Here is a 22519-nt window from a genome sequence, read left to right on the forward strand (position 1 = left end):
CTCCATGAAATCAGATGACAGTGAGCCGTTGCCGCCGCAGCCGCAACGGACGAATCCGCGTGGCGTTATAGGGTTTCAACCATCTGGCCGATGCGTGAATAGCGCTCGGGGCTCAATCGGCGCAGGAAGTGCGCACTCATAAACCCGGCAAACGCCACCATTAGCACCAGATAGGGCAGCGATGACACCACCGGCGAGGAGGAACCGCTCAGTACGTCGAGGTTATTGACCACCAGCGCCAGCGTCGCCAACATGCCGAGTGCGGAGAGCGCTGGCGCGATAAGGCGGCTCCAGCGTGATACCGGCAGCGAAGGGTTACGCTGGAAGTAGGCAAGAACGGCAAGCGAGACGCTGAATTGCAGCACCAGAATCGACATGCTGCCCAAGGCAGAAGCCCAGGAGAAAACGTTCGCCATCGGGTCTAACTGCGCCAGGGCGAACAGCGCGGTAGCGCACAGCATAAACGCGCCTTGCACCAGACTGGCGATATAGGGTGTCTGGTGCGTGCGGTGGGTTTTTGCCATTTTCGACCACAGCAAACCGTCGCGGCTAATGGCGAACAGATAGCGCGACAGCGTGTTATGGAACGCCTGTGTTGCGGCAAACAGGCTGGTGATCAGTAAAACCGACATCACCTGAATGGCCCACGGGCCAAGCACCTGTTCGGTGACGGTAAACACAAACATCCCGGGATCGTTGGCGGCGAGTTCGGCAACGTGAGCGGCACCTGCATATTGCACAAATGCCCAGCCGGAGAGGGCGAAAAAGCTGGTGATCAGCACCACGGCGAGCAGCGTGGCGCGTGGGATTATCTTGGCCGGTTGCCGACACTCTTCCGAGTAGATTGCGGTCGCCTCAAAGCCGACGAAAGAGCAAATGGCGAAGATCATCGCAATGCCCACATCGCCATGAAACACGGTAGACGGGGTAAAGGCGCTGATATCAAAGGCAATGGGTTGGCTAATAATGGCAGCATCAACCAGCAGCACAATGCCCACTTCCAGCAGCATCAAGACCCCGAGCACTTTGCCGCCGAGCTCCACTTTGGCAATACCGAGCGCTACTACGGCCGCTTGCATCAGCAGCGAGAACAGCCACCAGGGCGCTGCGATCCCAGTGTGCATCTGCACGAACTGCGCAAAGAAGAAGCCAAACATAGCGGTAACGGCAAGCTGAATGGCGGTGTAGGCCAACAGTGCGATGCCGAGCCCGGCAATGCCGCTGTGGGTGCCCAGGCCTTGTGCGATATAGGCGTAGAAAGCGCCAGCGTTCACCACATAACGGCTCATGGCGATAAAGCCAAAGCTGAAAATAAGCAGCAGTGCGCCCGCCAGGACATAAACACCGGGTACGCCCGCGCCGTTGCCTGCCATAAAGGCGACGGGCAAGCCTCCGACGACGCCAGTTAAGGGCGATGCGGCGGCAATAACAAAAAAGATGATCGACCAAAGGCCAAGGCTGCCTTTCTGGAGCTGGTTCCCCTGCGGCAATGCCGTCTGGGGTAGCGCGTGCGCTGATGAAGAGTGCTGTGCCATGTTCCGTTCCCCTGCGTGATGGTTCATGGTCAGTCTATGAAGGGCTCTGGCGTGTGCGTTATCGAAATCTGGCAAACCTGAATGTGACGAATAGTCATCACATTCAGATCAAATGATGGACCGCTCGCCGCGTGTACGAGGGCAGTTCACCAAACAGGCGTTTGTAGTCGGCGGTAAACTGCGACAGGTGCCAGAAGCCCCACTTGGAAGCGATTTCGCTGATCTGTGCGTACTCTCCCTCCATCACCAGCATGCGTTTCACCCCGTTGAGCCGCATGTTTTTCAGGAATACTGCCGGGCTTTGGCCGGTGACGGTTTCGAAACAATTTTGCAGGGTGCGCCGTGAGGTGTGGGTCAGTTGGCACAGCTCATCCATGGTCAGAGGCCGATCGCGATGGGCGATCAGGGCGTCCTGTGCTTTGCTGACTACGCGCTGCGCCTTTTGCAGGGAAGGGCGCACGCTGATGGTCTGCGTGCCGACGGCGGTGAAAAAGGCAAAGGCCAGTTCGCGGATATCGCTGAGAAATTGCAGCCGCGCCTGTCGTTGCGCAAATTGCAGCGGGTGTTCCATCACGCTGTGCAGCATGGCCAGAATATGCTCGCGCAGTCGGTTGGCAAGGAGATCGTGATGGATGGCGTAGACCCGGTGCGGCAGTTCATCGGTGATGTCCGATAACAGCGCCAAAGGAATGCTCAGTACCAATAGTGAAGAGGTTTCCGGCGTTTGCAGCATCAACTCGCCGCCGTCATAGGACCAGGTAATATCCTGCTGCGTCAGGCTGTTTCCCATCCAGCGCGCTTCTCCCGACAGCGCGTTAAACACCCCGAGGCAGAGCGTGCCCGTTCGGCCCTGTCCACGTTGAAACACCGACTGTGATAGCTGTTCCTGATAGAACTGTACGCCGTCCAGCCAGGCCTCTTTCAGACTGCCTTCAAACCGCCCGTGAGAGATTTGGTCATAGCGCAATGCCCAATCGGTCAGCAGTTGACTGTGTTGCGCCAGTTCCTGAATGCGCGAGGCGCAACGAAAACCGTTTTGATCGCCAAGATGGTTTTGATCGCGAAGATGGAATGCGGGTGTCATCGTCTGTCTTTCCTGCGTCGTGATGGGATATACCCACTGAGCAAGAATCACGCCAGTGCAATAGCAAAAAACGGCAGATTTTATCTCTGCATTTCTGAGCTGTGAGTGATGTTTTTGCTGCATATCGTCGTAAAACAGAGGGAAATAGAGTGATTCCTACCATAGTCGCGTTTTGCGCTGTGGCGTTGCACCGTTATGGGGGAGATGCTCAATGTTGCAGCAGTGCGCTGTTATCTGGCTATCGTATCCTGAGTATCCCGGTAGCTTGGCAGAAAAACGAGGGTATCGCGCTGATTCGACTATGCTTAGGGATAAGGCGGAGCAATGGCGCCCGCCGCTATACCGGATAAGACGTGCGATAAGGAGTATGGCATGACGATAACAATGGGGTGGCGCTCGCGCTGGCTATTGCCGGTGCTGGCGTTGGGGGTGGTGTTGCAACTGGCGGCCTGCGGTGATAGCGAAGCGGATCAGCGCAAGGCGTTTATGACGGTACTGCAAAGTGTGCCATCGCAACCGGGCAGCGTGCCGCCAGCACTCAGTGACGATCAGAAAAAACGGTTGGGCCCTTTTGCCAACGATTACGCCATTTTAACCACTTTTTCCCAGCAGTTGCGGCAAAGCATGGCGGTGAGTTTGAAGCCGTTACTGGAGCACGTTTCTCAGATTCGTGTGCCGCAGGATTATTTGACGCAACGTGACGGCGTACGCAGTGCTGTCGGCGCGATAAACCTGCTGGGGCAACAGGTACAGGCGGCAAAAACCCAGGCAGATTCAGCCCGGCGTAACCTGAGCCAGCCGCAAGAGATTCAAGTGCTGTATGAGCGCGTTTACTCGCAGGTGGTAAGCCAACCGGCGTCGGCATTGGCAAACGTGGTGCCGACCGCTGCCACGCTGGCCCAGCAGTTGGCGCAGGTGGGCGACTTTCTTCAGGCTCAGGGCAAGCAGGTCACTTTTGTAGGGAATCAGGTGCAGTTTGAAACGGCACAGCAGGCGGCGCGTTACAACGCGTTGATTACGCCTCTGGCGACGCAGCAGCGCGATTTAATGAACGGATTACCACCGCTACTGCCGTTGTTGAAACCATCGCTATAAGGCAATAACGCACGGCGGTGATGATATTTAGTGATTTGAGTCACACAATCAAAACAAAATCACGGCATTGTAATGTGATTGAGGTCACATTGTGCTGCCGTTAATGCGGATGATGATGCGCCGAATTGACCGCATTCAGTGATTTTATGTGAACTCAGTCACTAAAATGTAGCAATGATGTGGGGATTATGTGTGACAGCTGTCACATATGGCCGTGAGGTTGCGGTATCAAACCGACGTGCTAGAGTCCGCACGATCTCTACCGACGGAAGGCAGTCACACCGTCTCACGATAATGACCACACGCGCTTGCGATCGCGCGTTTGAATAGGGGTGTGTTTTTATGCTCACAGCAGATACCAAGGTCAAAGTTCAGAATTTTGGCCGCTTCCTGAGCAACATGGTAATGCCCAATATCGGGGCGTTTATCGCTTGGGGCCTGATTACCATGTTGTTCATCCCAACCGGTTGGTTGCCGAATGCGACGCTTGCCAAGCTGGTGGGGCCGATGATCACCTATCTGCTGCCGCTGCTTATCGGTTATACCGGTGGCCGTTTGGTCGCGGGCGATCGCGGCGGTGTGGTCGGTGCCATCACCACGATGGGGGTGATCGTTGGTGTTGATATGCCGATGTTCCTCGGCGCGATGATTGTTGGCCCGTTGGGCGGATGGACCATTAAACGCTTTGACCGCATCGTTGATGGCAAGATCAAAAGCGGTTTTGAAATGCTGGTGAACAACTTCTCTGCCGGTATCATTGGCATGTTGTTGGCTATTCTGGCGTTTTTGGCGATTGGTCCGTTGGTGGAGTTCTTATCCAAAGGTCTGGCTGCGGGCGTAGATTTGATGGTGCAGAATAACCTGCTGCCGCTCACCTCTATCTTCGTTGAACCCGCAAAAATCCTGTTCCTGAACAACGCCATCAACCACGGTATCTTCTCGCCGCTGGGTATCCAACAGGCGACGGAAGCAGGCAAATCGATTTTCTTCCTGATTGAAGCCAATCCCGGTCCGGGGATGGGTGTGCTGATGGCGTACATGTTCTTTGGTCGCGGTAATGCCAAAGTGTCCGCACCGGGCGCGGCCATCATCCACTTCCTGGGTGGTATCCACGAAATCTATTTCCCGTACGTGCTGATGAACCCGCGCCTGCTGATTGCGGTGATTCTGGGCGGCATGACCGGGGTGTTCACACTGACCGTGCTGGGCGGCGGTCTGGCTGCTCCGGCTTCTCCGGGCTCTATTCTGGCCGTGTTGGCAATGACGCCGAAAGGGGCCTATTTTGCCAATATCGTGGCGATTGCTGCCGCGTTTGCCGTCTCCTTTGTGCTGTCAGCGATCCTGCTGAAAAGCACCAAGGTAAAAGAGGGAGACGATCTGGACGAAGCCACACGCCGTGTGCAAGAAATGAAAGCGGCCTCCAAAGGCGGTTCAGTACCCACCGGCATCAGTGGCGATCTGAGCACCGTGCGCAAAATCATTGTGGCCTGTGATGCAGGCATGGGCTCCAGCGCCATGGGCGCAGGGGTATTGCGCAAGAAAGTGCAGGACGCCGGGCTGACGCAAATATCCGTTACCAATAGCGCCATCAACAGCTTGCCTGAGGATGTCGATCTGGTGATTACGCACCGGGATTTGACCGAGCGCGCTCTGCGCCATGCGCCGCAAGCGCAGCATATCTCGCTGACCAACTTCCTCGACAGCCACTTGTACAGCGATCTGGTGGCGCGTCTGGCAGCCGCTCAGCCTGCGGGTGGCAGCGTTGCCGCTGCACCGGTGGCTGAGCCGCAAGCCGCAAGCGTGTTCCAACTGGGCGCTACCAACGTGTTCCTGAACCTGCAAGCGAGCGATAAAGAGCAGGCGATTCGCTTTGCCGGTGAACAACTGGTGAAAGGTGGCTATGTCGAGCCGGAATATGTGGATGCGATGCTGGCGCGTGAAAAGCTGACCTCAACCTATCTGGGCGAATCCGTCGCCGTGCCGCATGGCACCATTGAAGCCAAAGATCGCGTGCTGAAAACCGGCATCGTCTTCTGCCAATATCCGCAGGGGGTGCGCTTCGGTGATGATGAGGATGACGTCGCAAAACTGGTGATCGGTATCGCGGCGCGTAATAACGAACATATCGCGGTGATCACCCGCCTGACCAATGCGCTGGACGACGACACGGTGATTGCCCGTTTGGCGCAGACCCAGGATGTGCAGGACGTGCTAGACCTGCTCTCCGAGAAAAAGAGTGCCTGATGCATCGGCAGCGCCGCCTTCGGGCGGCCTCTTTTTTTGTCATTGTTTTTAAAGGTTAACGCATGATGAAAGCTTTACATTTTGGTGCCGGAAATATCGGACGCGGGTTTATCGGAAAACTGCTGGCAGACGCCAACATTGAACTCACCTTTGCCGATGTGAACCAGCCGCTGCTGGATGCCATCAACAGCCGTAAGCAGTATCAGGTGAAAGTGGTCGGTGAGCAGACGCAGTTGGAAACGGTCAGCAACGTCAGCGCGGTGCACAGCGCAAGCCCGGAGGCTGTGGCGCTGATTGCCGAGGCCGATGTGGTGACGACGGCAGTCGGGCCGCAAATTCTGGAAAAAATCGCGGGTGCCATTGCCCAAGGTTTGGTGAAGCGCCATGCGCAGGGCAATACGCGTCCACTGAATATCATCGCTTGCGAAAATATGGTGCGCGGCACCACGCAGTTAAAGCAACACGTGTGGAAGCATCTGCCGGAGAACGAGCAGGCGTGGGTCAACGAGCATGTCGGTTTTGTTGATTCGGCCGTAGACCGCATTGTCCCGCCGGTAGAAGCGAGCCAGGACGATCCTTTGGCCGTGACGGTAGAAACCTTCAGTGAATGGATTGTCGATCAAACCCAATTCGTCGGGCCTTTACCGCAGATCGCGGGCATGGAATTAACTGACAATCTGATGGCATTCGTTGAACGTAAGCTGTTTACACTCAATACCGGTCATGCGATTACTGCGTATCTGGGGCAGCAGGCCCGTCATCAGACGATCCGCGATGCCATTCTGGATACCGAGGTGCGCGCTGTGGTGCGCGGGGCGATGGAAGAGAGCGGGGCCGTGCTGATCAAACGTTACGGTTTTGATGCCGAGAAGCATGCCGCGTACATCAACAAGATTTTAAGCCGCTTCGAAAACCCCTATTTGCATGACGATGTGGAGCGCGTTGGGCGTCAGCCGCTGCGTAAACTCAGCGCAGGCGATCGCCTGATCAAACCGCTGCTGGGCACGCTGGAATACCAACTGCCCAATGACAACCTGATTATCGGTATCGCGGCGGCCATGCATTACCGCAGCGCGCAGGACCCGCAGGCGCAGGAACTGGCGACGTTGCTGGAGAAGGTGGGGCCTCAGGCTGCGTTGGCGCAAATTTCTGGTCTGGATGCGCAGAGTAAGGTTGTGGAGCAAGCAGTGAGTGTGTATAACGCCATGCAATAATTCGCGCCGTTCGGCAGGGACGTTATGATGGAAGAAACTCAAGCCTTTGAGAATCGCGTGCTGGAATCCCTCAATGCGGCGAAGACGGTGCGCAGCTTTATGCTGAAAGCAGTTGAGCTGTTGGCGGAAGCCGTGAGTATTCTCATGCAGCAGATCTTCCGTAAAGACGATTATGCGGTGAAATACGCGGTAGAACCGCTGATGACCGGCAGCGGTCCGTTAGGGGATCTCTCGGTGCGTTTGAAACTGATTTACGGTCTGGGCATGATCAGCCGTAAAGAGTATGAAGATGCAGAGTTGGTGATGGCGTTAGGGGAAGAGTTATTCCACGACGAAAACGACTATCGCTTTACCGATGATGAGATTCTCGGGCCGATTACCGAGTTGCACTGTGTTACCGCGTTGCCGCAACCTCCTGAACGGCCAACGGGCGGTGAGCCTGCCGATCCTTTGCTGATTCCGATGCAGCAGCAACGTTATCAGCAGGTGGTGCGTTCCACGCTGGTGCTTTCTCTGACGGCGTTAATTTCGCAGGTTAGTCTTAAGAAAGCCTTTTAGGGTTGCGGTTCAGAATGTCAACGGGCGGTGCGTTAGTGATAGCGCACCGCCCGTTTTGTTTTTACGACGCGATAAGCATCAACCGGCCTGAAATCAGGTTGATGCTTATCGCTGGTATTTACCGTTGATAATCGAGCTGTGCCGGGCGTTCGCCATAGCCGAGGGCGGGAGTGGCACTGTCTGCGGCTTGCGTAAGGCGAAATACCGATACTGCTTCCGTCAACACCTGCGTTTGTTCTTCCAGTGAGTTAGCGGCAGCGGCGGATTGCTCTACCAGCGCGGCGTTCTGCTGCGTGGTGCCATCCATTTCCGCAATCGCCTGGCTGACCTGCGCAATACCACGGCTCTGCTCTTCCGAGGCGGTGGCGATTTCGCCCATGATATCGTGCACCTGCGTTACTGATTTCACGATGTTATCCATGGTTTTGCCCGCGTTGGTGACCAAATTGGCCCCCTGACTGATTTGCGTGACGGACTCACTGATCAGCCCTTCGATCTCTTTAGCGGCTTGCGAGCTGCGCTGTGCCAGATTGCGCACTTCGCCAGCGACCACGGCAAAACCACGCCCTTGCTCCCCGGCGCGCGCCGCTTCGACGGCTGCGTTCAGCGCCAGAATGTTGGTCTGGAAGGCAATGCTGTTGATAACCGAGGTGATTTCGGCAATGCGCTTGGAGCTTTGTTCGATATCCACCATGGTTTGCACCACGTGGCCTACCTGTTCGCCGCCCTGTTTGGCCGTTTGCGAGGCATTCACCACTAACTTGTTGGCATGGCTGGCATTATCCGCATTTTGCTTCACGGTGGCGGTCAGTTGCTCCATGCTGGCCGCCGTTTGTTCCACGGCTGCCGCCTGCTGTTCGGTGCGAGAAGAGAGATCGGTGTTACCGGCGACGATCTCGCTGGCGGCTGTTGAGATTTGACCGACGCCAACGCGGATATCGTCAATCATTTGGTGCAGATTGCCGTTCATTTTTGCCATGGCGTTCAACAACTGGCCCAGTTCGTCACGGCGCGAGGTCGACATGTTCATGGTCAGATCCCCCGTGGCAATGCGTTCGGCGATGGTGAGCGTATGGGTGAGCGGCGCGGTGATTTGTCGCGAAATAAACCAGGCGATCAGCAAGCCAGCCAGCAGGGTGATCAAGGCCGTGACGGTCAACTGGATTTCTGAGGTACGTACATTGTGGTCGGTTTGCTGCAACTGTGCGTTAAGCAGTTCGGTGATGCGATCGCTTAGCGCTACGGCGATGTCGTTCATCTGCGTGACGCTCTCCATCTCCTTCTGGTAAGCCGGCATGTAAGAGAGCACCTGCTCCTCATAATGGTTCATGGTGCTCAGAACCGGATCCAGCGTTTCCCGTTGCTCAACGGAAAGGCTCTGGCTCAGGAAGGTCAATGCCGTTTGTGCGTCATTGATGGCGTCGGTCAGCGTTTCTTCTGCTGCCTTGGTGCGTTCCAGCAGTAAATTGTTCAGATGGAAACGCACTGTCATTAGCTTGGTTTTAAAATCGGCCAGCAGCAGTTGCTGTGATTGGCTATCGCCCGTCGCGCGCAGTTGATCGTCAAGCTTGCTCATCGCCTGATCGGTGCCGTCCAGGCTCCAGCTTTTTCTGACCTTATCTTTGGTGGTAACGGCATCCAGATAGTTTTGGCGCTGCTGCTTGTAGCTGTTTATCGTGGTCGTGATGTTATCGAGCGTTTTGATGTCCTGAGTGGACCAGCTTAGCGTCTTGGCCTGGGCGACCAGCGTATTGATGTTGTCGATATGAATACTGTTTTGTTTGATGTCGTTCAGGTCGTAGTTGGCGCCAAAGCGGGCACGATAATATTTGGCCTGATTAACCTCGGTATTAATCTGATTACTTAAATTAACTTTCTGAATACTCTCTTGTAACGACTCAATGTAGTTAATGCCTGCACCGGCAATTAGCGCGGTTAGCAGCAACACCAAAAAGAACCCCAGCCCTAATTTTTTACCGACGGTGATGTTTTCAAACTTGATAGCCATTCTATTTTTCCACTGTGTGTGAAGCCAAACAATGGCGTCTATCCGGGGAGCGCACCGGCTCGCGCCGTGCGGTGGGGTGTCAGACACCGGGGTGTCAGGCTGAAGGCACGTCAGGAAAGAAAGACAAGCTCCGTGTCAGCGTGTGGCTATGTACCGTATTGCACCGTACAAACCGTTTCACCTTCCCATGGTAAAATTCCGGATGGGATAGACTGCCTACTTCAGACAGCAGGGACTGCCGTCTGATGCGGTGTTAATCGCCATCATCGGGGTACAAGGCAGCGTGTGCAGCAAAGGAGGCAGCACAAAATACAGCATGATTTCGACGAGTTAACCCCGGCAGCATAAATGAAAAACGCGCCTTTAAAAAATTTTTTAATTGTTTAAATGTAAGAAAGATGAATCGAGTCAGCGGGTAAAAAGCAAAAAAAACCGAAATAACAAAATCTTATTTCGGTTTTATGCACTTTTTATGTCGTCAGGACAAATTATTTAGCCGCAGCAAAACGCGCAGCCGCTTCATCCCAGTTCACCACGTTCCAGAACGCTTTGATGTAATCCGGGCGACGGTTTTGATATTTCAGGTAGTAAGCGTGTTCCCACACGTCAAGCGCGACGATCGGGTGACCGGAAGCGCCGGAAATGGCTTCACCCATCAGCGGGCTATCCTGGTTAGCGGTAGAAACCACGGCCAGTTTACCGTCTTCTTTCAATACCAGCCAGGCCCAGCCTGAACCGAAACGGGTTGCAGCCGCTTGCTCAAATTTTTCTTTGAAAGTATCAACGCTGCCGAAATCGCGTTCGATAGCCGCTTTCAGGGAGCCACCCAGCGTGGTGCCGAGTTTCAGGCCTTTCCAGAACAGGCTGTGGTTAGCGTGGCCGCCGGCGTTGTTGCGCAGTACCGCTTTTTTCTCGGCGGGTACTTTATCCAGTTTGGCGATCAGCTCTTCTGCGGAGAGGCTAGCGAATTCCGGCAGACTTTCCAGCGCTGCGTTAGCGTTATTGACGTAAGCCTGGTGGTGTTTGGAGTGATGGATTTCCATCGTTTGTTTGTCGAAATGCGGTTCCAGCGCGTCATAAGCGTAAGGCAGGGATGGCAGTGAATAACTCATATTTATCATCTCCATAGTTGTACTACTAAATAATCGCGAGCGTGCTTGGTCTGGGTTGTGGCGCGCGCGTGATAGTCAGGTACGGCACGCCTCAAGCGGTAGTGGTTAACAAACAACCGTTTGTTAGCGTCGCGTAATCATGAGGTTCATTATAGTTAATTAAATGATCTTGAAAACGATTATTCGCGTCGCCATCACACGGAGTTCGCACGTTTACCCCCGGAAAACAAACGGTTATATCATTGTTGCCTAAGCTAAAAACAGATTAATCTATCCGTACAGGCCTCATGTGCTGTCGTGCAGGCGCTGCGGATGGGTATAAATGGTTGCCCGACCTGGGCGGCAAAATCCCGCCAGCGTCAGGTTGCAACGCTCAGCGACATCAATGGCGAGCGACGTGGCCGCCGAGACGGCAAACAGAATCTCGACGCCGCACATCGCGGCTTTTTGCACCATCTCATAGCTGGCACGGCTGGAAACCAACACCGCCCCCGATTGCCAGGGGCTTGTTGCGCGCACGCCTAACAGTTTATCGAGCGCCACGTGGCGGCCAACATCTTCGCAACCACCCAAAATAGTCCCTTCGCTGGAAAGCCAGGCTGCCGCATGGGTAGAGCCGGTCAACTGGCCGATGTGCTGCACCTCTGTCAGTTGTTTTAGAGCATCACCCAGGTGATTGAGCGAGAAGGTTTGCGTGAAGGGCAGCGGTGTGACCGGTTTGCCGATCTCTTCCAACTGTTCGACACCGCACACGCCGCAGCCGGTGCGGCCGTTCATGGCGCGGCGGCGCTCTTTTAGCCCGGCAAAACGGCGGCTGGAGAGCTCTATCTGGACTTCAATACCGTTGCAGACCGGCTGCACGTCCATGCCGTAAATCTCTTGCGGTGACGTGATAATGCCTTCCGACAGGGAAAAACCTAACGCAAAGGCTTCCAGATCGTTGGGCGTGGCCATCATCACCACATGGGAAATGCCGTTGTACACCAACGCGACGGGCACTTCTTCCGCCAGCCAGTCAGTTTTGGCCTGAGACAGGCTGCCTTGATGGCGTACCGTTCGCTGGCATGCGCCTTTGAGCGCCGGGATCGCTTGTTCCACGTGTTATCCCCATAAGGTATTCATTCTGGAGTAGAAAGCCATTATTTCACCGCACCGGGTGTGATGCGAGTTTTATCGTGGCACGCGCTGTTTTGCCTGTGGTGCAGGACACAAAAAGGGGGGATAGGCACCGCAAAGTGTGCGTTTCCTCGAAGAGTCGCTAAACAGCGCGGCAGGAAAGCCGATTTGTGTATACGCTTGGTAGACCGTCCTGGATGTTAGCAATTTTTTGCATATTGGCTCTGTTTTCATCGCGGCCTGGCCGCGTAACCCTACGGCTAAGAACAGGAGACCGCAATGGCACATCACACCGCTGAAGACCGGGTTGCGCCCGGCACCTATGCTCACCCTCTCAATCTGAAAAAACGCTATGACAACTTTATTGGCGGCACCTGGGTGCCTCCGGTCAGTGGCGACTATTTCGTTAACCTGACGCCTGTCACTGGACAACCCCTGTGTGAAGTCGCCAGTTCCGGTATGCGTGATGTCGATCATGCGCTGGATGCCGCCCACAACGCCAAGGCAGAGTGGGGCGCGATGTCGGTGCAGGATCGCGCCTTGCTGCTCAACCGCATTGCGGATCGCATGGAGGAGAACCTGGAACTGCTGGCGTATGCGGAAACCTGGGATAATGGGAAACCGATTCGTGAAACCTTAGGCGCTGACGTGCCGCTGGCGATCGACCATTTCCGCTACTTTGCCGCCTGTGCCCGTGCGCAGGAAGGGGCGATCAGTGAAATCGACAAGGATACGGTCGCTTACCATTTTCACGAACCGCTGGGCGTGGTGGGACAGATTATTCCATGGAATTTCCCCCTGCTGATGGCCTGCTGGAAAATGGCTCCGGCGCTGGCGGCAGGTAACTGCATCGTGCTTAAACCGGCTAAATTGACGCCGCTCTCGGTTCTGATGCTGATGGAACTGATTCAGGATTTATTGCCGCCGGGCGTGGTTAATGTGGTGAACGGCTCTGGCAGTGAGATTGGTGAATATCTGGCGACGTCGCCGCGCATCGCGAAAGTGGCGTTTACTGGCTCCACCGAAGTCGGGCAGCAAATCATGAGCTATGCGGCGCGCAATGTGGTGCCCGTGACGCTGGAATTGGGTGGGAAATCCCCCAATATCTTTTTTGCTGATGTGATGGAAAAAGAAGACAGCTATTTCGACAAAGTGTTGGAAGGCTTCACGCTGTTTGCCTTTAACCAGGGGGAGGTCTGTACCTGCCCAAGCCGGGCACTGATTCAGGAATCCATCTACGACCGCTTTATGGAGCGGGCAATAAAACGGGTTGAAGCCATCCGCATTGGTAACCCATTGGACAGCCAGACCATGATGGGTGCGCAGGTATCGGAAGGCCAGTTGAAAACCATCCTTGATTACATTGAGGTGGGTAAGCAGGAAGGCGCACGGATCCTGACCGGTGGGCGGCGCAAAGCGTTGCCGGACGCATTGACGCAGGGCTACTATCTGGAGCCGACCGTGTTGTTCGGTAAGAACAGCATGCGCGTGTTCCAGGAGGAAATTTTTGGCCCGGTGCTCGCCGTCACCACCTTCAAAACCATGGATGATGCGCTGGAGATCGCCAACGATACAAACTATGGATTGGGTGCCGGGGTGTGGAGCCGTAACAGCAACATCGCCTATCGTATGGGCCGCGGTATTCAGGCGGGACGCGTATGGACTAACTGCTACCATGCTTATCCGGCACATGCGGCCTTTGGCGGTTATAAACAGTCAGGTATTGGCCGTGAAAATCATAAGATGATGCTGGAGCACTACCAGCAAACCAAGTGCTTGTTGGTGAGTTACTCCGACAAACCGCTTGGGTTGTTCTGATAGTTTGTTGTTATCAACCTGGCGGTTGCGTGTAAGCGGATCGCCGCTATTACCTTGGATAAACGCCCGTCTACGACGGGCGTTGTATTTTGTTCTATTACGAAGGAACGTTGTGTGAAGATAATTTCTGTGCGGGAAACACCGCGCTGGGCGGCAGACGCTACGGCCTATTTTCAGAAACAGTGGGCATCCGAAGAGACGATGATGTTGTATCAGGATGCGATTGAACGCTCGCTGACGGCGCAGAATCCGCTGCCGCAATGGTATCTGCTGGTTGAAGACGAGCGGATTATTGGCTGTGCCGGGCTGATTACCAATGATTTCATCAGTCGAATGGAGCTTTACCCGTGGCTGTGTGCGCTTTATGTAGAACCTGACTGTCGTTCTCGTGGTCTCGCTCGCCAATTGATTCGTCATGTCGCCGATGAAGCGAAAAGACACGGTTTCGCCCACCTGCATCTGTCTACCGATCTGGTGGGATTCTATGAGCAAGCGGGATTCGTCTATGCCGGGGAGGGCTATCACCCGTGGGGTGAATCATCGCGCGTTTACTCATTAGCGTTGTGATATGAGTGCGGCATCTGGCATAACCGCATTTCCAGAAACCCTGCCATTGAGGCATACCCGGATGGGGGCTACCCTTAGGTTGTTCAAAACAAAAGGGGAGCCTCATGTCGGACAAGTTAGGCTGGGTGGATAACCTACGCGCCGTCGCCTGCCTGATGGTGGTGTTGATCCACAGCACCACCTATTACATTACGGCGGCAGGCATGCCGGGCGAGCGCCATTGGGATGTGGCAAACCTGCTAAATTCTGCCTGCCGGGTGGGTGTTCCGCTGTTCTTTATGATTTCCGGCTACCTGTTTTTTGGCGAACGCCGGGCAGAAAAAAAGCACCTGCTGCGTATTGGCTTCTGTCTGCTGTTTTACAGCGCGGTGGCCTTGGCGTATATGGCGCTGCTGACACCGATTCATGCCGGCAACGCGCTGCGGTTGTTCTGGCAAAAGCCGGTTTTTTATCACCTGTGGTTTTTCTATGCCATTCTGGTTATCTATCTGCTATCGCCGCTGATACGGGTTCCCCCGGTATCTGGGCGTTATCTTGCCGTAGTGGTGCTGATGCTGGCCGTTGTTGCCAACCCCAATACGCCTGAACTGACCATAGGGCATACCCCGTTGTTACCGGTCAATCTGTATATTGTGGGCGACACGTTTTACTACCTGCTGTATGCGGTGGTGGGGCGTGCACTGGGGACGTTGACGCCTGCGCGTTGGGTCACCCTGGCAGCGGCACCGTTGTTTGTCGTCTCCGTGCTGCTGATTGCGATGGGCACCTCGCAGCAGACGTTAGCCAACGACAACTTTACCCAAACTTTTTACCTCTACGCCAACCCGTTGGTGTTTATTGCGGCGGTATGTCTGATGATCTTGTTCAAAACATCAGTACTGAGCGCGCCGTTGCCCGGATTTTCGTTTATCTCCCGTCATTCTCTGGCTATTTACGGCTTTCATGCCCTGATTATTCATTTTATTCGCACCCGCGATCTGGCCCTGAACGGTTGGCCGATACTGGATATCTTTTACGTTTTTCTCTGCGCGGTGGTGTGCAGCATGTTGCTCTCCCTGCTGGTGCAGCGTTGCGACATCCGGCGTTGGGTCAGTTAATTCGTATCGCTCATCAACGGGCGCAACTGCTGGTAGAGCATACGAAACGTTTCTCGTTGCTGCGCATAGCGGGCGTGCTGCGTGGCATCAGGCTGGTGAACCTGTTCCAGGGGCAGCGGTGGCAACAGGTCGGCCAGCGAGATAGCGGGATTCACCGCGCTTTGTGCCAGCCGTGCCGCCCCCAATGCGGGTCCGACATCGCCGCCGGTGCGGTATTCCAGCGTTTGTCCGCTGATATCTGCCAGCATTTGACGCCAGTACGCGCTGCGTGCGCCACCGCCAATCAAAGTGATGCTGGTGGGGCGCAGTCCGGTCATATGCAGCACGTCCATGCCATCGGCAAGCGCGAACCCAACGCCTTCCAGCACGGCGCGCGCCAGCTCTGCCCGGCCATGCTGGTGGGTTAACCCCCAAAATGCGCCTTTTGCCTGCGGGTTATTGTGCGGGGTGCGCTCGCCTGAAAGGTAGGGGAGGAACCAGACGGGCGGTACGTTGACGGCGGCCTGCGCCGCTTCTTCCAGTAATTGCGGCACGCTTTCGGCATGGGTCAGCCGGGCGGCCCAATCCAGACACGATGCCGCGCTCAACATCACCGACATCAAATGCCAGGTGCCCGGCAAGGCATGACAGAAACTGTGCACCGCGTGCTGCGGGTTGCTGAGAAAACCATCGCTGACGGCAAAATAGACGCCGGATGTTCCCAGTGACAGCATGGCTTGCCCTGCTTGCCACAGGCCTACCCCGACGGCGCCTGCTGCATTATCGCCGCCACCGGCAACCACCGGGACGCTATTCATGTTCCAACGCTGTGCCAGTGCGTCAGAAAGGTAGCCGGTTATCTGATTGCCTTCAAACAAGCCAGGCATTGCCGTGCGATCGAGCGAACAGGCGGCGAGCAACGCATCACTCCAGTCCCGTTTACCGACATCCAGCCACAGGGTACCGGCGGCATCCGACATGTCGCTGGCAAATTCACCCGTCATACGCCAGCGCAGGTAGTCTTTGGGTAACAGAACCTTGTCAATTTGTCGAAAACACGCGGGCTCGTGTTCCTGAACCCATTTCAGTTTGGGGGCAGTAAAGCCCGGCATCATCAGATTGCCGGTAATCTGACGCGAGTCCGGCACCTGTTGTTCCAACGTGTTGCACTGGGCGGCACTGCGTCCATCGTTCCACAGCATCGCGGGGCGCAACACCCGATGCTGTTTATCCAGCAGGGTAGCGCCATGCATTTGCCCTGTCAGGCCGATAGCCTTAACGGCATGTAAATCGTGCTGTGTTGCCAGTGCCTGCACCGTGGCATCGGTTGCCTCCCACCACGCTTCGGGAGATTGCTCAGACCACAGCAGATGTGGGCGGGATACCGTTAACGGTGCGCTTTGCGCGGCAATGACGCTGCCCTCCTCATTCAGCAGGAGGGTCTTTACGCCCGATGTGCCGAGATCGATACCCATATACATAATGTGAGTTCCTTGTTGAGATATCTGCCTATACTGCTGTAATTCCCACCGCACTGTTCCCACGAACCCGCGCAATACCCGTGGGAACAGGCGCCTTGTGGCCGTTACTGATAGAGGTAGTCGTTGATCAAATTCTCCAACATCTCCTGATGCCCGCTTTGGTGTTTCGGGGCGAGCTGTTTTGCGTGAACGTGTTTCGCCAGTTGTTCAAGGGACAGTTTACCTTGCAGGATTTGCTGTCCGAGTTCGCCGTTCCAGCCCGCATAGCGTTTGGCAACCCATTGGTTCAGTTTGTCATCTTCCAGCATCCGGGCGGCGACTTTTAGCGACAAGGCCAGCGTATCCATGGCACCGATATGGGCGTGGAACAGATCGTAGCGGTCCGTGCTTTGGCGACGCACTTTGGCGTCAAAATTCAGTCCACCGGTGGTAAAACCACCCGCTTTGAGGATCTCATACATGATCAAGGCATTCTCTTCCACGCTGTTCGGGAACTGATCGGTATCCCAACCCAGCTGCGGGTCGCCACGGTTGGCATCGACCGAACCAAAAATCCCCAGCGCGATGGCGGTGGCGATTTCATGGTGGAACGTGTGCCCTGCCAGCGTCGCGTGATTTGCTTCAATATTAACCTTGATCTCTTTCTCTAAACCGAACTGTTTCAGGAAACCATACACGGTTGCCACATCGTAATCGTACTGATGCTTGGTGGGTTCCTGCGGTTTCGGTTCGATAAGCAGCGTGCCCTGAAAACCGATTTTATGCTTATGCTCGACCACCATCTGCATAAAGCGGCCGATCTGTTCCCGTTCCTGACGCAAATCGGTATTGAGCAAGGTTTCATACCCTTCGCGCCCGCCCCATAGCACGTAGTTTTCTCCCCCGAGCTTCTGAGTGGCATTCATGGCAGAAAAGACCTGGGTAGCGGCCCAGGCAAAAATTTCAGGGTCCGGGTTGGTGGCGGCACCGGCAGCATAGCGAGGGTGTGTAAAGCAGTTGGCGGTTCCCCAGAGCAGTTTTACTCCCGTTTGCTGCTGCTTTTCGGCAAATTTGTCGACAATAGTTTGGAAATTATAGAGATAGTCATTCAATGAGCTGCCTTCTGGTGCGATATCCACATCGTGGAAGCAGTAGTAAGGCACGTTGAGTTTTTGGAAGAACTCAAACGCAATATCCGCTTTTTGCTTTGCCAATCCCAGGGGATCCCCTGACGCTTGCCAGGGGCGCTCAAACGAGCCGACGCCAAACATATCGGCACCGTTCCAGCAGAAGGTGTGCCAGTAGGCGACGGCGAAACGCAGATGCTCTGACATCCGTTTCCCCAAAATTTCCTGATCGGGGTTGTAATGGCGGAAAGCGAAGGGATTTGTCGTGCCGCGGCCTTCATAACGAACACGTTCAATTTGTTCAAAATAGGTTGGCATGGAGAACTCCTCAAGAAAGTCATTCAGCGGATAAGCGGTCATTTTTATTCATCTTCGGAGGGGATAGCCGTTTGCTCAATTATGTTATTTCACTCTTGCGTTCAGATAATTATTAAGTGTGCAGTCGATCGCAAAAATAACGGAGAAAAATATTCTGAATGCGCATTCATGAATAATGAGGAAAGGTTGAGGACGATAACAATAAAATATGACCGGCTTCATAAAATTACGATTAAACCAAAAAACATAATTGCTTGGTGAAAATCTGTAATTGAAGCTGCGCCAGTTACCAGCAACACTTTTTCTGCTTGGTAGCGTTTCTTTCCTGCACGTTAAACGTTAAAAAAGAAAGGTACTCATGATGAAAGTTAAACACTTTTTACTGTCAGCCTGTGCCGCACTTGCGTTAATAAGCCATGCCGGATTTGCCAAAGAGGTAAAAATTGGTATGGCAATCGATGACTTGCGTTTGGAACGCTGGCAGAAAGATCGCGATCTCTTTGTTGCCAAGGCGCAAGCGCAAGGGGCAACGGTGTTCGTTCAGTCCTCGAACGGCAATGAGGAAACCCAGATTTCTCAAATAGAAAACATGATAAATCGTGGTGTTGATGTCCTGGTTATTATTCCATATAACGGTCAGGTACTTAGCAATGTGATTGCAGAAGCAAAACGCGAAGGTATCAAGGTGTTAGCCTATGACCGCATGATCAACAACGCGGATGTGGATTTTTATATCTCGTTTGATAATGAAAAAGTAGGGGAGTTACAGGCAAAATACCTGATTGACAAAGTGCCACAAGGAAATTATTTCCTGATGGGCGGTTCGCCGGTGGACAATAATGCAAAATTGTTCCGTAAAGGGCAAATGAACATATTAAAACCCTTGATTGACGCCGGAAAAATAAAAGTCGTTGGCGATCAATGGGTCGATGCCTGGTTGCCAGAAAATGCCTTGAAAATTATGGAAAATGCGCTAACGGCGAACAATAACAATATTCAGGCTGTCGTCGCCTCCAATGATGCCACGGCGGGCGGTGCGATTCAGGCACTGGCCGCACAAGGTTTGGCGGGCAAGGTGGCGATTTCCGGGCAGGATGCGGATTTGGCAGCGATAAAACGCATTATTGCTGGCACGCAAACCATGACAGTGTACAAGCCGATCACCAAACTGGCGACGGAAGCCGCTGATATTGCCGTCGCATTAGGGGCAGGTAAAGCCCCCAAATCCAACGCTTCTCTGGAGAATGGACTGAAAGCGGTGCCGTCGTATTTGTTAGAACCGGTGCCGGTCGATAAATCCAACATTGAAACCACCGTGATTGCCGATGGGTTCCATAAAGCCGCAGATCTGAAGTGAGTCACTGGCCCCGGCGTCTTCTGACGCCGGGGCTTGGGTTGGCTGCGTTATCGGGTGTGCGGCGAGTGAACGATGGAGGCGAGAATGCCGTTCTTGTTGGAAATGAAAAACATCACCAAGGTATTTGGCAGCGTAAAGGCGGTGGATAACGTCAGCCTGGCGCTCGAAGCCGGACAAGTATTATCGCTGTGCGGCGAGAATGGTTCGGGCAAATCGACGCTGATGAAAGTGCTGTGTGCCATTTATCCCTTCGGCAGCTATGACGGAGATATCGTCTTCGCTGGCGATCCGCTGCATGCCAACCATATTCGTGAGACCGAGCAGAAGGGTATCGCCATCATTCATCAGGAACTGGCGCTGGTCAAAGAGATGAGCGTGTTGGAGAACGTCTTCCTGGGCAATGAGTGGACGACACGCGGCGTATTGGACAGTGACGCGATGTATTTACGCTGCCAAACCATGCTGGCGCGCGTCAAACTTGAAGTCGATCCTCATACCCGAGTCGGTGAACTTGGCCTGGGCCAGCAACAACTGGTGGAGATTGCCAAGGCGCTCAACAAACAGGTGCGGTTGCTGGTGTTGGATGAACCCACCGCCTCACTGACTGAGCGCGAAACCGCGATTTTGCTGGATATCATTCGTGATTTGCGCAATCACGGTATCGCCTGTATCTACATTTCCCACAAGCTGAATGAAGTCAAAGCCATTTCGGACATCATCTGCGTGATTCGCGATGGCAAGCACATTGGCACCCACCCTGCCAGCTCGCTTAGCGAAGATCAGATCATCGCCATGATGGTGGGGCGTGAGCTAACCGAACTTTACCCTTCTGAGGCCCATGACATTGGTGAGGAGATCCTGCGCGTCGAGCACCTGACGGCCTGGCATCCGGTTAATCGCCATATTCGTCGCGTCAATGATGTTTCCTTCGCGCTGCGTCGGGGTGAAATTCTGGGCGTGGCGGGACTGGTTGGCTCCGGCCGGAGCGAAACGGTGCAATGCCTGTTTGGTGCTTACCGTGGACCCTGGCAGGGCGAGATTGTGCTGAAGGGGCAGCCGGTGGTGATCAATGACTGTCAGCAGGCGATGGCGCTGGGTATCGCGATGGTGCCGGAGGATCGCAAAAAGGATGGCATTGTTCCGGTGATGAGCGTGGCGCAAAACATCACGCTGGCAGCGCTCGATCGTTTTTCCGGACTGTTTTCTTCACTGGATGACGCGCGCGAGCAGGATGTGATTCGCCATTCGATTGCCCATCTGAAAGTAAAAACGGCCAGCCAGGATTTAGCCATTGCCCGCCTGAGCGGCGGGAATCAGCAAAAAGCGGTGTTGGCAAAATGCCTGTTGCTAAACCCCGATATTTTGATCCTCGATGAGCCTACGCGCGGTATCGATATCGGTGCCAAATATGAAATATATAAACTTATTAATCAGTTAGCCAAAGAGGGAATGGCGATTATCGTCATTTCATCCGAGCTGCCCGAGGTGCTGGGGCTGAGCGATCGTATCCTGGTGATGCATGAAGGTCGCATAAAAGCGGATTTGGTTAATCGCGATTTGACACAAGAGCAGGTTATGGAAGCCGCGCTGAGGAGTGAACAACATGTTGAAAACGCCACCGTCTAATGCCTCTGCCGATACTCTGGCACCCAAACAACCGGCACAAGCGGGTGAGGCCGTGCGCTGGTTCAAGCAGGTGAATCTTCAGGTGTTTGTGATGATTGCCGCCATCATCGCGATTATGCTGTTTTTCACGTTGATGACCGATGGCTCTTATCTCAGCGCGCGTAATGTCTCTAACCTGCTGCGCCAGACGGCCATCACCGGCATTCTGGCGGTCGGTATGGTGTTTGTCATCGTCTCGGCCGAGATTGATCTTTCGGTGGGCTCCATGATGGGGTTGCTGGGAGGGTTGGCCGCCATCTTTGACGTGTGGTTCGGATGGCCTCTGCCGCTGACGATTGTGGTGACACTGTTTCTGGGGCTGCTGTTGGGTGCCTGGAACGGCTGGTGGGTGGCGTACCGTAAAGTGCCCTCTTTTATTGTCACCTTGGCGGGAATGCTGGCGTTTCGCGGTATTCTCATCGGCATTACCAACGGTACCACCGTTTCTCCAACCAGTAGCGCCATGGCGCAGATTGGTCAAAGCTATCTGCCAGCGGGCGTGGGGTTTACGCTTGGGGTGGCAGGGCTACTGACATTTGTTGCCTGGCAATGGCGTCGGCGGCAAAAGCGGGCCAATCTGGGGCTCGGCGTAACGCGTCCGGCCAGTGATATCGGGCGTCAGGCAGTGATGGCCGTGCTGGTGCTGGGTGCCATTTATCTGCTGAATGACTATCGTGGTGTGCCAACGCCGGTGCTGATTTTGACGCTGCTGATGCTGGGCGGGATTTTTATGGCAACGCGCACGGCGTTTGGGCGTCGCATTTATGCGATTGGCGGCAATATCGAGGCGGCTCGCTTGTCGGGCATCAATGTCGCACGCAGCAAGCTGGCGGTCTTTGCCATCAACGGACTGATGGTGGCGGTAGCCGGGTTGATTTTAAGCTCGCGTCTGGGGGCTGGCTCACCGTCTGCCGGCAATATTGCCGAGCTGGATGCCATCGCCGCGTGCGTGATTGGCGGCACCAGTTTGGCCGGTGGCGTGGGCAGCGTGGCCGGAGCGGTCATGGGGGCGTTTATCATGGCCTCGTTAGATAACGGAATGAGCATGCTGGATGTTCCGACCTTTTGGCAGTACATCGTCAAAGGCGGCATTTTGCTGTTGGCGGTATGGATGGATACGGCCACCAAGCGCAAGGGCTGATCGTCGCTGATGACATGATGTCAG

17 protein-coding genes are annotated in these 22519 nt (G+C 54.7%); 10 read left to right on the plus strand and 7 right to left on the minus strand.

Annotated elements, in window-relative coordinates; genetic code table 11:
- Window positions 1-65 precede the first annotated feature (65 nt).
- Both J5069_RS19460 and J5069_RS19465 read right to left on the minus strand, forming a co-directional pair.
- Window positions 66-1535 (minus strand): APC family permease, encoded by a 1470-nt coding sequence (locus J5069_RS19460; protein WP_264645417.1) that lies wholly within the window; start codon window positions 1533-1535, stop codon window positions 66-68.
- Window positions 1536-1638: 103 nt separating this feature from the next.
- Window positions 1639-2619 carry a helix-turn-helix domain-containing protein gene (locus tag J5069_RS19465; RefSeq protein ID WP_264645418.1) on the minus strand — a complete coding sequence of 327 codons (981 nt, stop codon included), beginning with the start codon at window positions 2617-2619 and terminating at the stop codon, window positions 1639-1641.
- Between the two features lie 372 nt (window positions 2620-2991).
- On the opposite strand from J5069_RS19465, the gene J5069_RS19470 reads away from it, so the two are divergent.
- The 4 genes from J5069_RS19470 to J5069_RS19485 all read left to right on the plus strand — a co-directional run bounded on the left by J5069_RS19470 (window position 2992) and on the right by J5069_RS19485 (window position 7730).
- The gene (locus J5069_RS19470; protein WP_264645419.1) at window positions 2992-3714 is read left to right on the plus strand and encodes a DUF3053 domain-containing protein; all 723 of its coding nucleotides are present in this window, start codon (window positions 2992-2994) and stop codon (window positions 3712-3714) included.
- A 342-nt stretch (window positions 3715-4056) separates the two neighbouring features.
- A complete protein-coding gene (locus J5069_RS19475; RefSeq protein WP_264645420.1) occupies window positions 4057-5958 on the plus strand; it encodes a PTS mannitol transporter subunit IICBA in 1902 nt (633 codons plus the stop codon).
- A gap of 65 nt (window positions 5959-6023) precedes the next feature.
- A complete protein-coding gene (locus tag J5069_RS19480; protein ID WP_264645517.1) occupies window positions 6024-7172 on the plus strand; it encodes a mannitol-1-phosphate 5-dehydrogenase in 1149 nt (382 codons plus the stop codon).
- 24 nt (window positions 7173-7196) lie between these two features.
- The gene (locus J5069_RS19485; protein WP_264645421.1) at window positions 7197-7730 is read left to right on the plus strand and encodes an MltR family transcriptional regulator; all 534 of its coding nucleotides are present in this window, start codon (window positions 7197-7199) and stop codon (window positions 7728-7730) included.
- 118 nt (window positions 7731-7848) lie between these two features.
- Here J5069_RS19485 and J5069_RS19490 read toward each other — a convergent pair whose 3' ends face one another.
- The 3 genes from J5069_RS19490 to fdhD all read right to left on the minus strand — a co-directional run bounded on the left by J5069_RS19490 (window position 7849) and on the right by fdhD (window position 11948).
- Window positions 7849-9738, minus strand: a complete 1890-nt coding sequence (locus tag J5069_RS19490) for a methyl-accepting chemotaxis protein (RefSeq protein WP_264645422.1) — start codon at window positions 9736-9738, stop codon at window positions 7849-7851.
- 488 nt (window positions 9739-10226) lie between these two features.
- A complete protein-coding gene (gene sodA / locus J5069_RS19495) occupies window positions 10227-10850 on the minus strand; it encodes a superoxide dismutase [Mn] (protein WP_264645423.1) in 624 nt (207 codons plus the stop codon).
- A 285-nt stretch (window positions 10851-11135) separates the two neighbouring features.
- A complete protein-coding gene (fdhD, locus tag J5069_RS19500) occupies window positions 11136-11948 on the minus strand; it encodes a formate dehydrogenase accessory sulfurtransferase FdhD (protein ID WP_413542263.1) in 813 nt (270 codons plus the stop codon).
- A 297-nt stretch (window positions 11949-12245) separates the two neighbouring features.
- Between fdhD and J5069_RS19505 the strand changes: the two genes are divergently transcribed.
- The 3 genes from J5069_RS19505 (at window position 12246) to J5069_RS19515 (ending at window position 15448) form a co-directional block, all read left to right on the plus strand.
- Window positions 12246-13784 carry an aldehyde dehydrogenase family protein gene (locus J5069_RS19505; protein WP_264645424.1) on the plus strand — a complete coding sequence of 513 codons (1539 nt, stop codon included), beginning with the start codon at window positions 12246-12248 and terminating at the stop codon, window positions 13782-13784.
- Window positions 13785-13898: 114 nt separating this feature from the next.
- Window positions 13899-14351: a GNAT family N-acetyltransferase gene (locus J5069_RS19510; RefSeq protein ID WP_264645425.1), complete on the plus strand. Its 453-nt coding sequence runs from the start codon at window positions 13899-13901 to the stop codon at window positions 14349-14351.
- Window positions 14352-14455: 104 nt separating this feature from the next.
- Window positions 14456-15448 carry an acyltransferase gene (locus J5069_RS19515; protein ID WP_264645426.1) on the plus strand — a complete coding sequence of 331 codons (993 nt, stop codon included), beginning with the start codon at window positions 14456-14458 and terminating at the stop codon, window positions 15446-15448.
- On the opposite strand, the gene xylB is transcribed toward J5069_RS19515, so the two are convergent.
- Both xylB and xylA read right to left on the minus strand, forming a co-directional pair.
- The gene (gene xylB / locus J5069_RS19520; protein WP_264645427.1) at window positions 15445-16908 is read right to left on the minus strand and encodes a xylulokinase; all 1464 of its coding nucleotides are present in this window, start codon (window positions 16906-16908) and stop codon (window positions 15445-15447) included. The genes J5069_RS19515 and xylB overlap by 4 nt on opposite strands.
- 104 nt (window positions 16909-17012) lie before the next feature.
- Window positions 17013-18332, minus strand: a complete 1320-nt coding sequence (gene xylA / locus J5069_RS19525) for a xylose isomerase (protein WP_264645519.1) — start codon at window positions 18330-18332, stop codon at window positions 17013-17015.
- A 361-nt stretch (window positions 18333-18693) separates the two neighbouring features.
- On the opposite strand from xylA, the gene xylF reads away from it, so the two are divergent.
- The 3 genes from xylF to xylH all read left to right on the plus strand — a co-directional run bounded on the left by xylF (window position 18694) and on the right by xylH (window position 22495).
- Complete coding sequence (gene xylF / locus J5069_RS19530; RefSeq protein ID WP_264645520.1) at window positions 18694-19689, plus strand: D-xylose ABC transporter substrate-binding protein; 996 nt, start codon at window positions 18694-18696, stop codon at window positions 19687-19689.
- An 84-nt stretch (window positions 19690-19773) separates the two neighbouring features.
- Window positions 19774-21315: a xylose ABC transporter ATP-binding protein gene (locus tag J5069_RS19535; protein ID WP_264645428.1), complete on the plus strand. Its 1542-nt coding sequence runs from the start codon at window positions 19774-19776 to the stop codon at window positions 21313-21315.
- Complete coding sequence (gene xylH, locus J5069_RS19540; RefSeq protein WP_264645429.1) at window positions 21293-22495, plus strand: xylose ABC transporter permease XylH; 1203 nt, start codon at window positions 21293-21295, stop codon at window positions 22493-22495. The genes J5069_RS19535 and xylH overlap by 23 nt, the downstream gene beginning before the upstream one ends.
- Window positions 22496-22519 lie beyond the last annotated feature (24 nt).

The organism is Candidatus Symbiopectobacterium sp. NZEC127 (assembly GCF_025962675.1).
Classification (GTDB): Bacteria; Pseudomonadota; Gammaproteobacteria; order Enterobacterales; family Enterobacteriaceae; genus Symbiopectobacterium.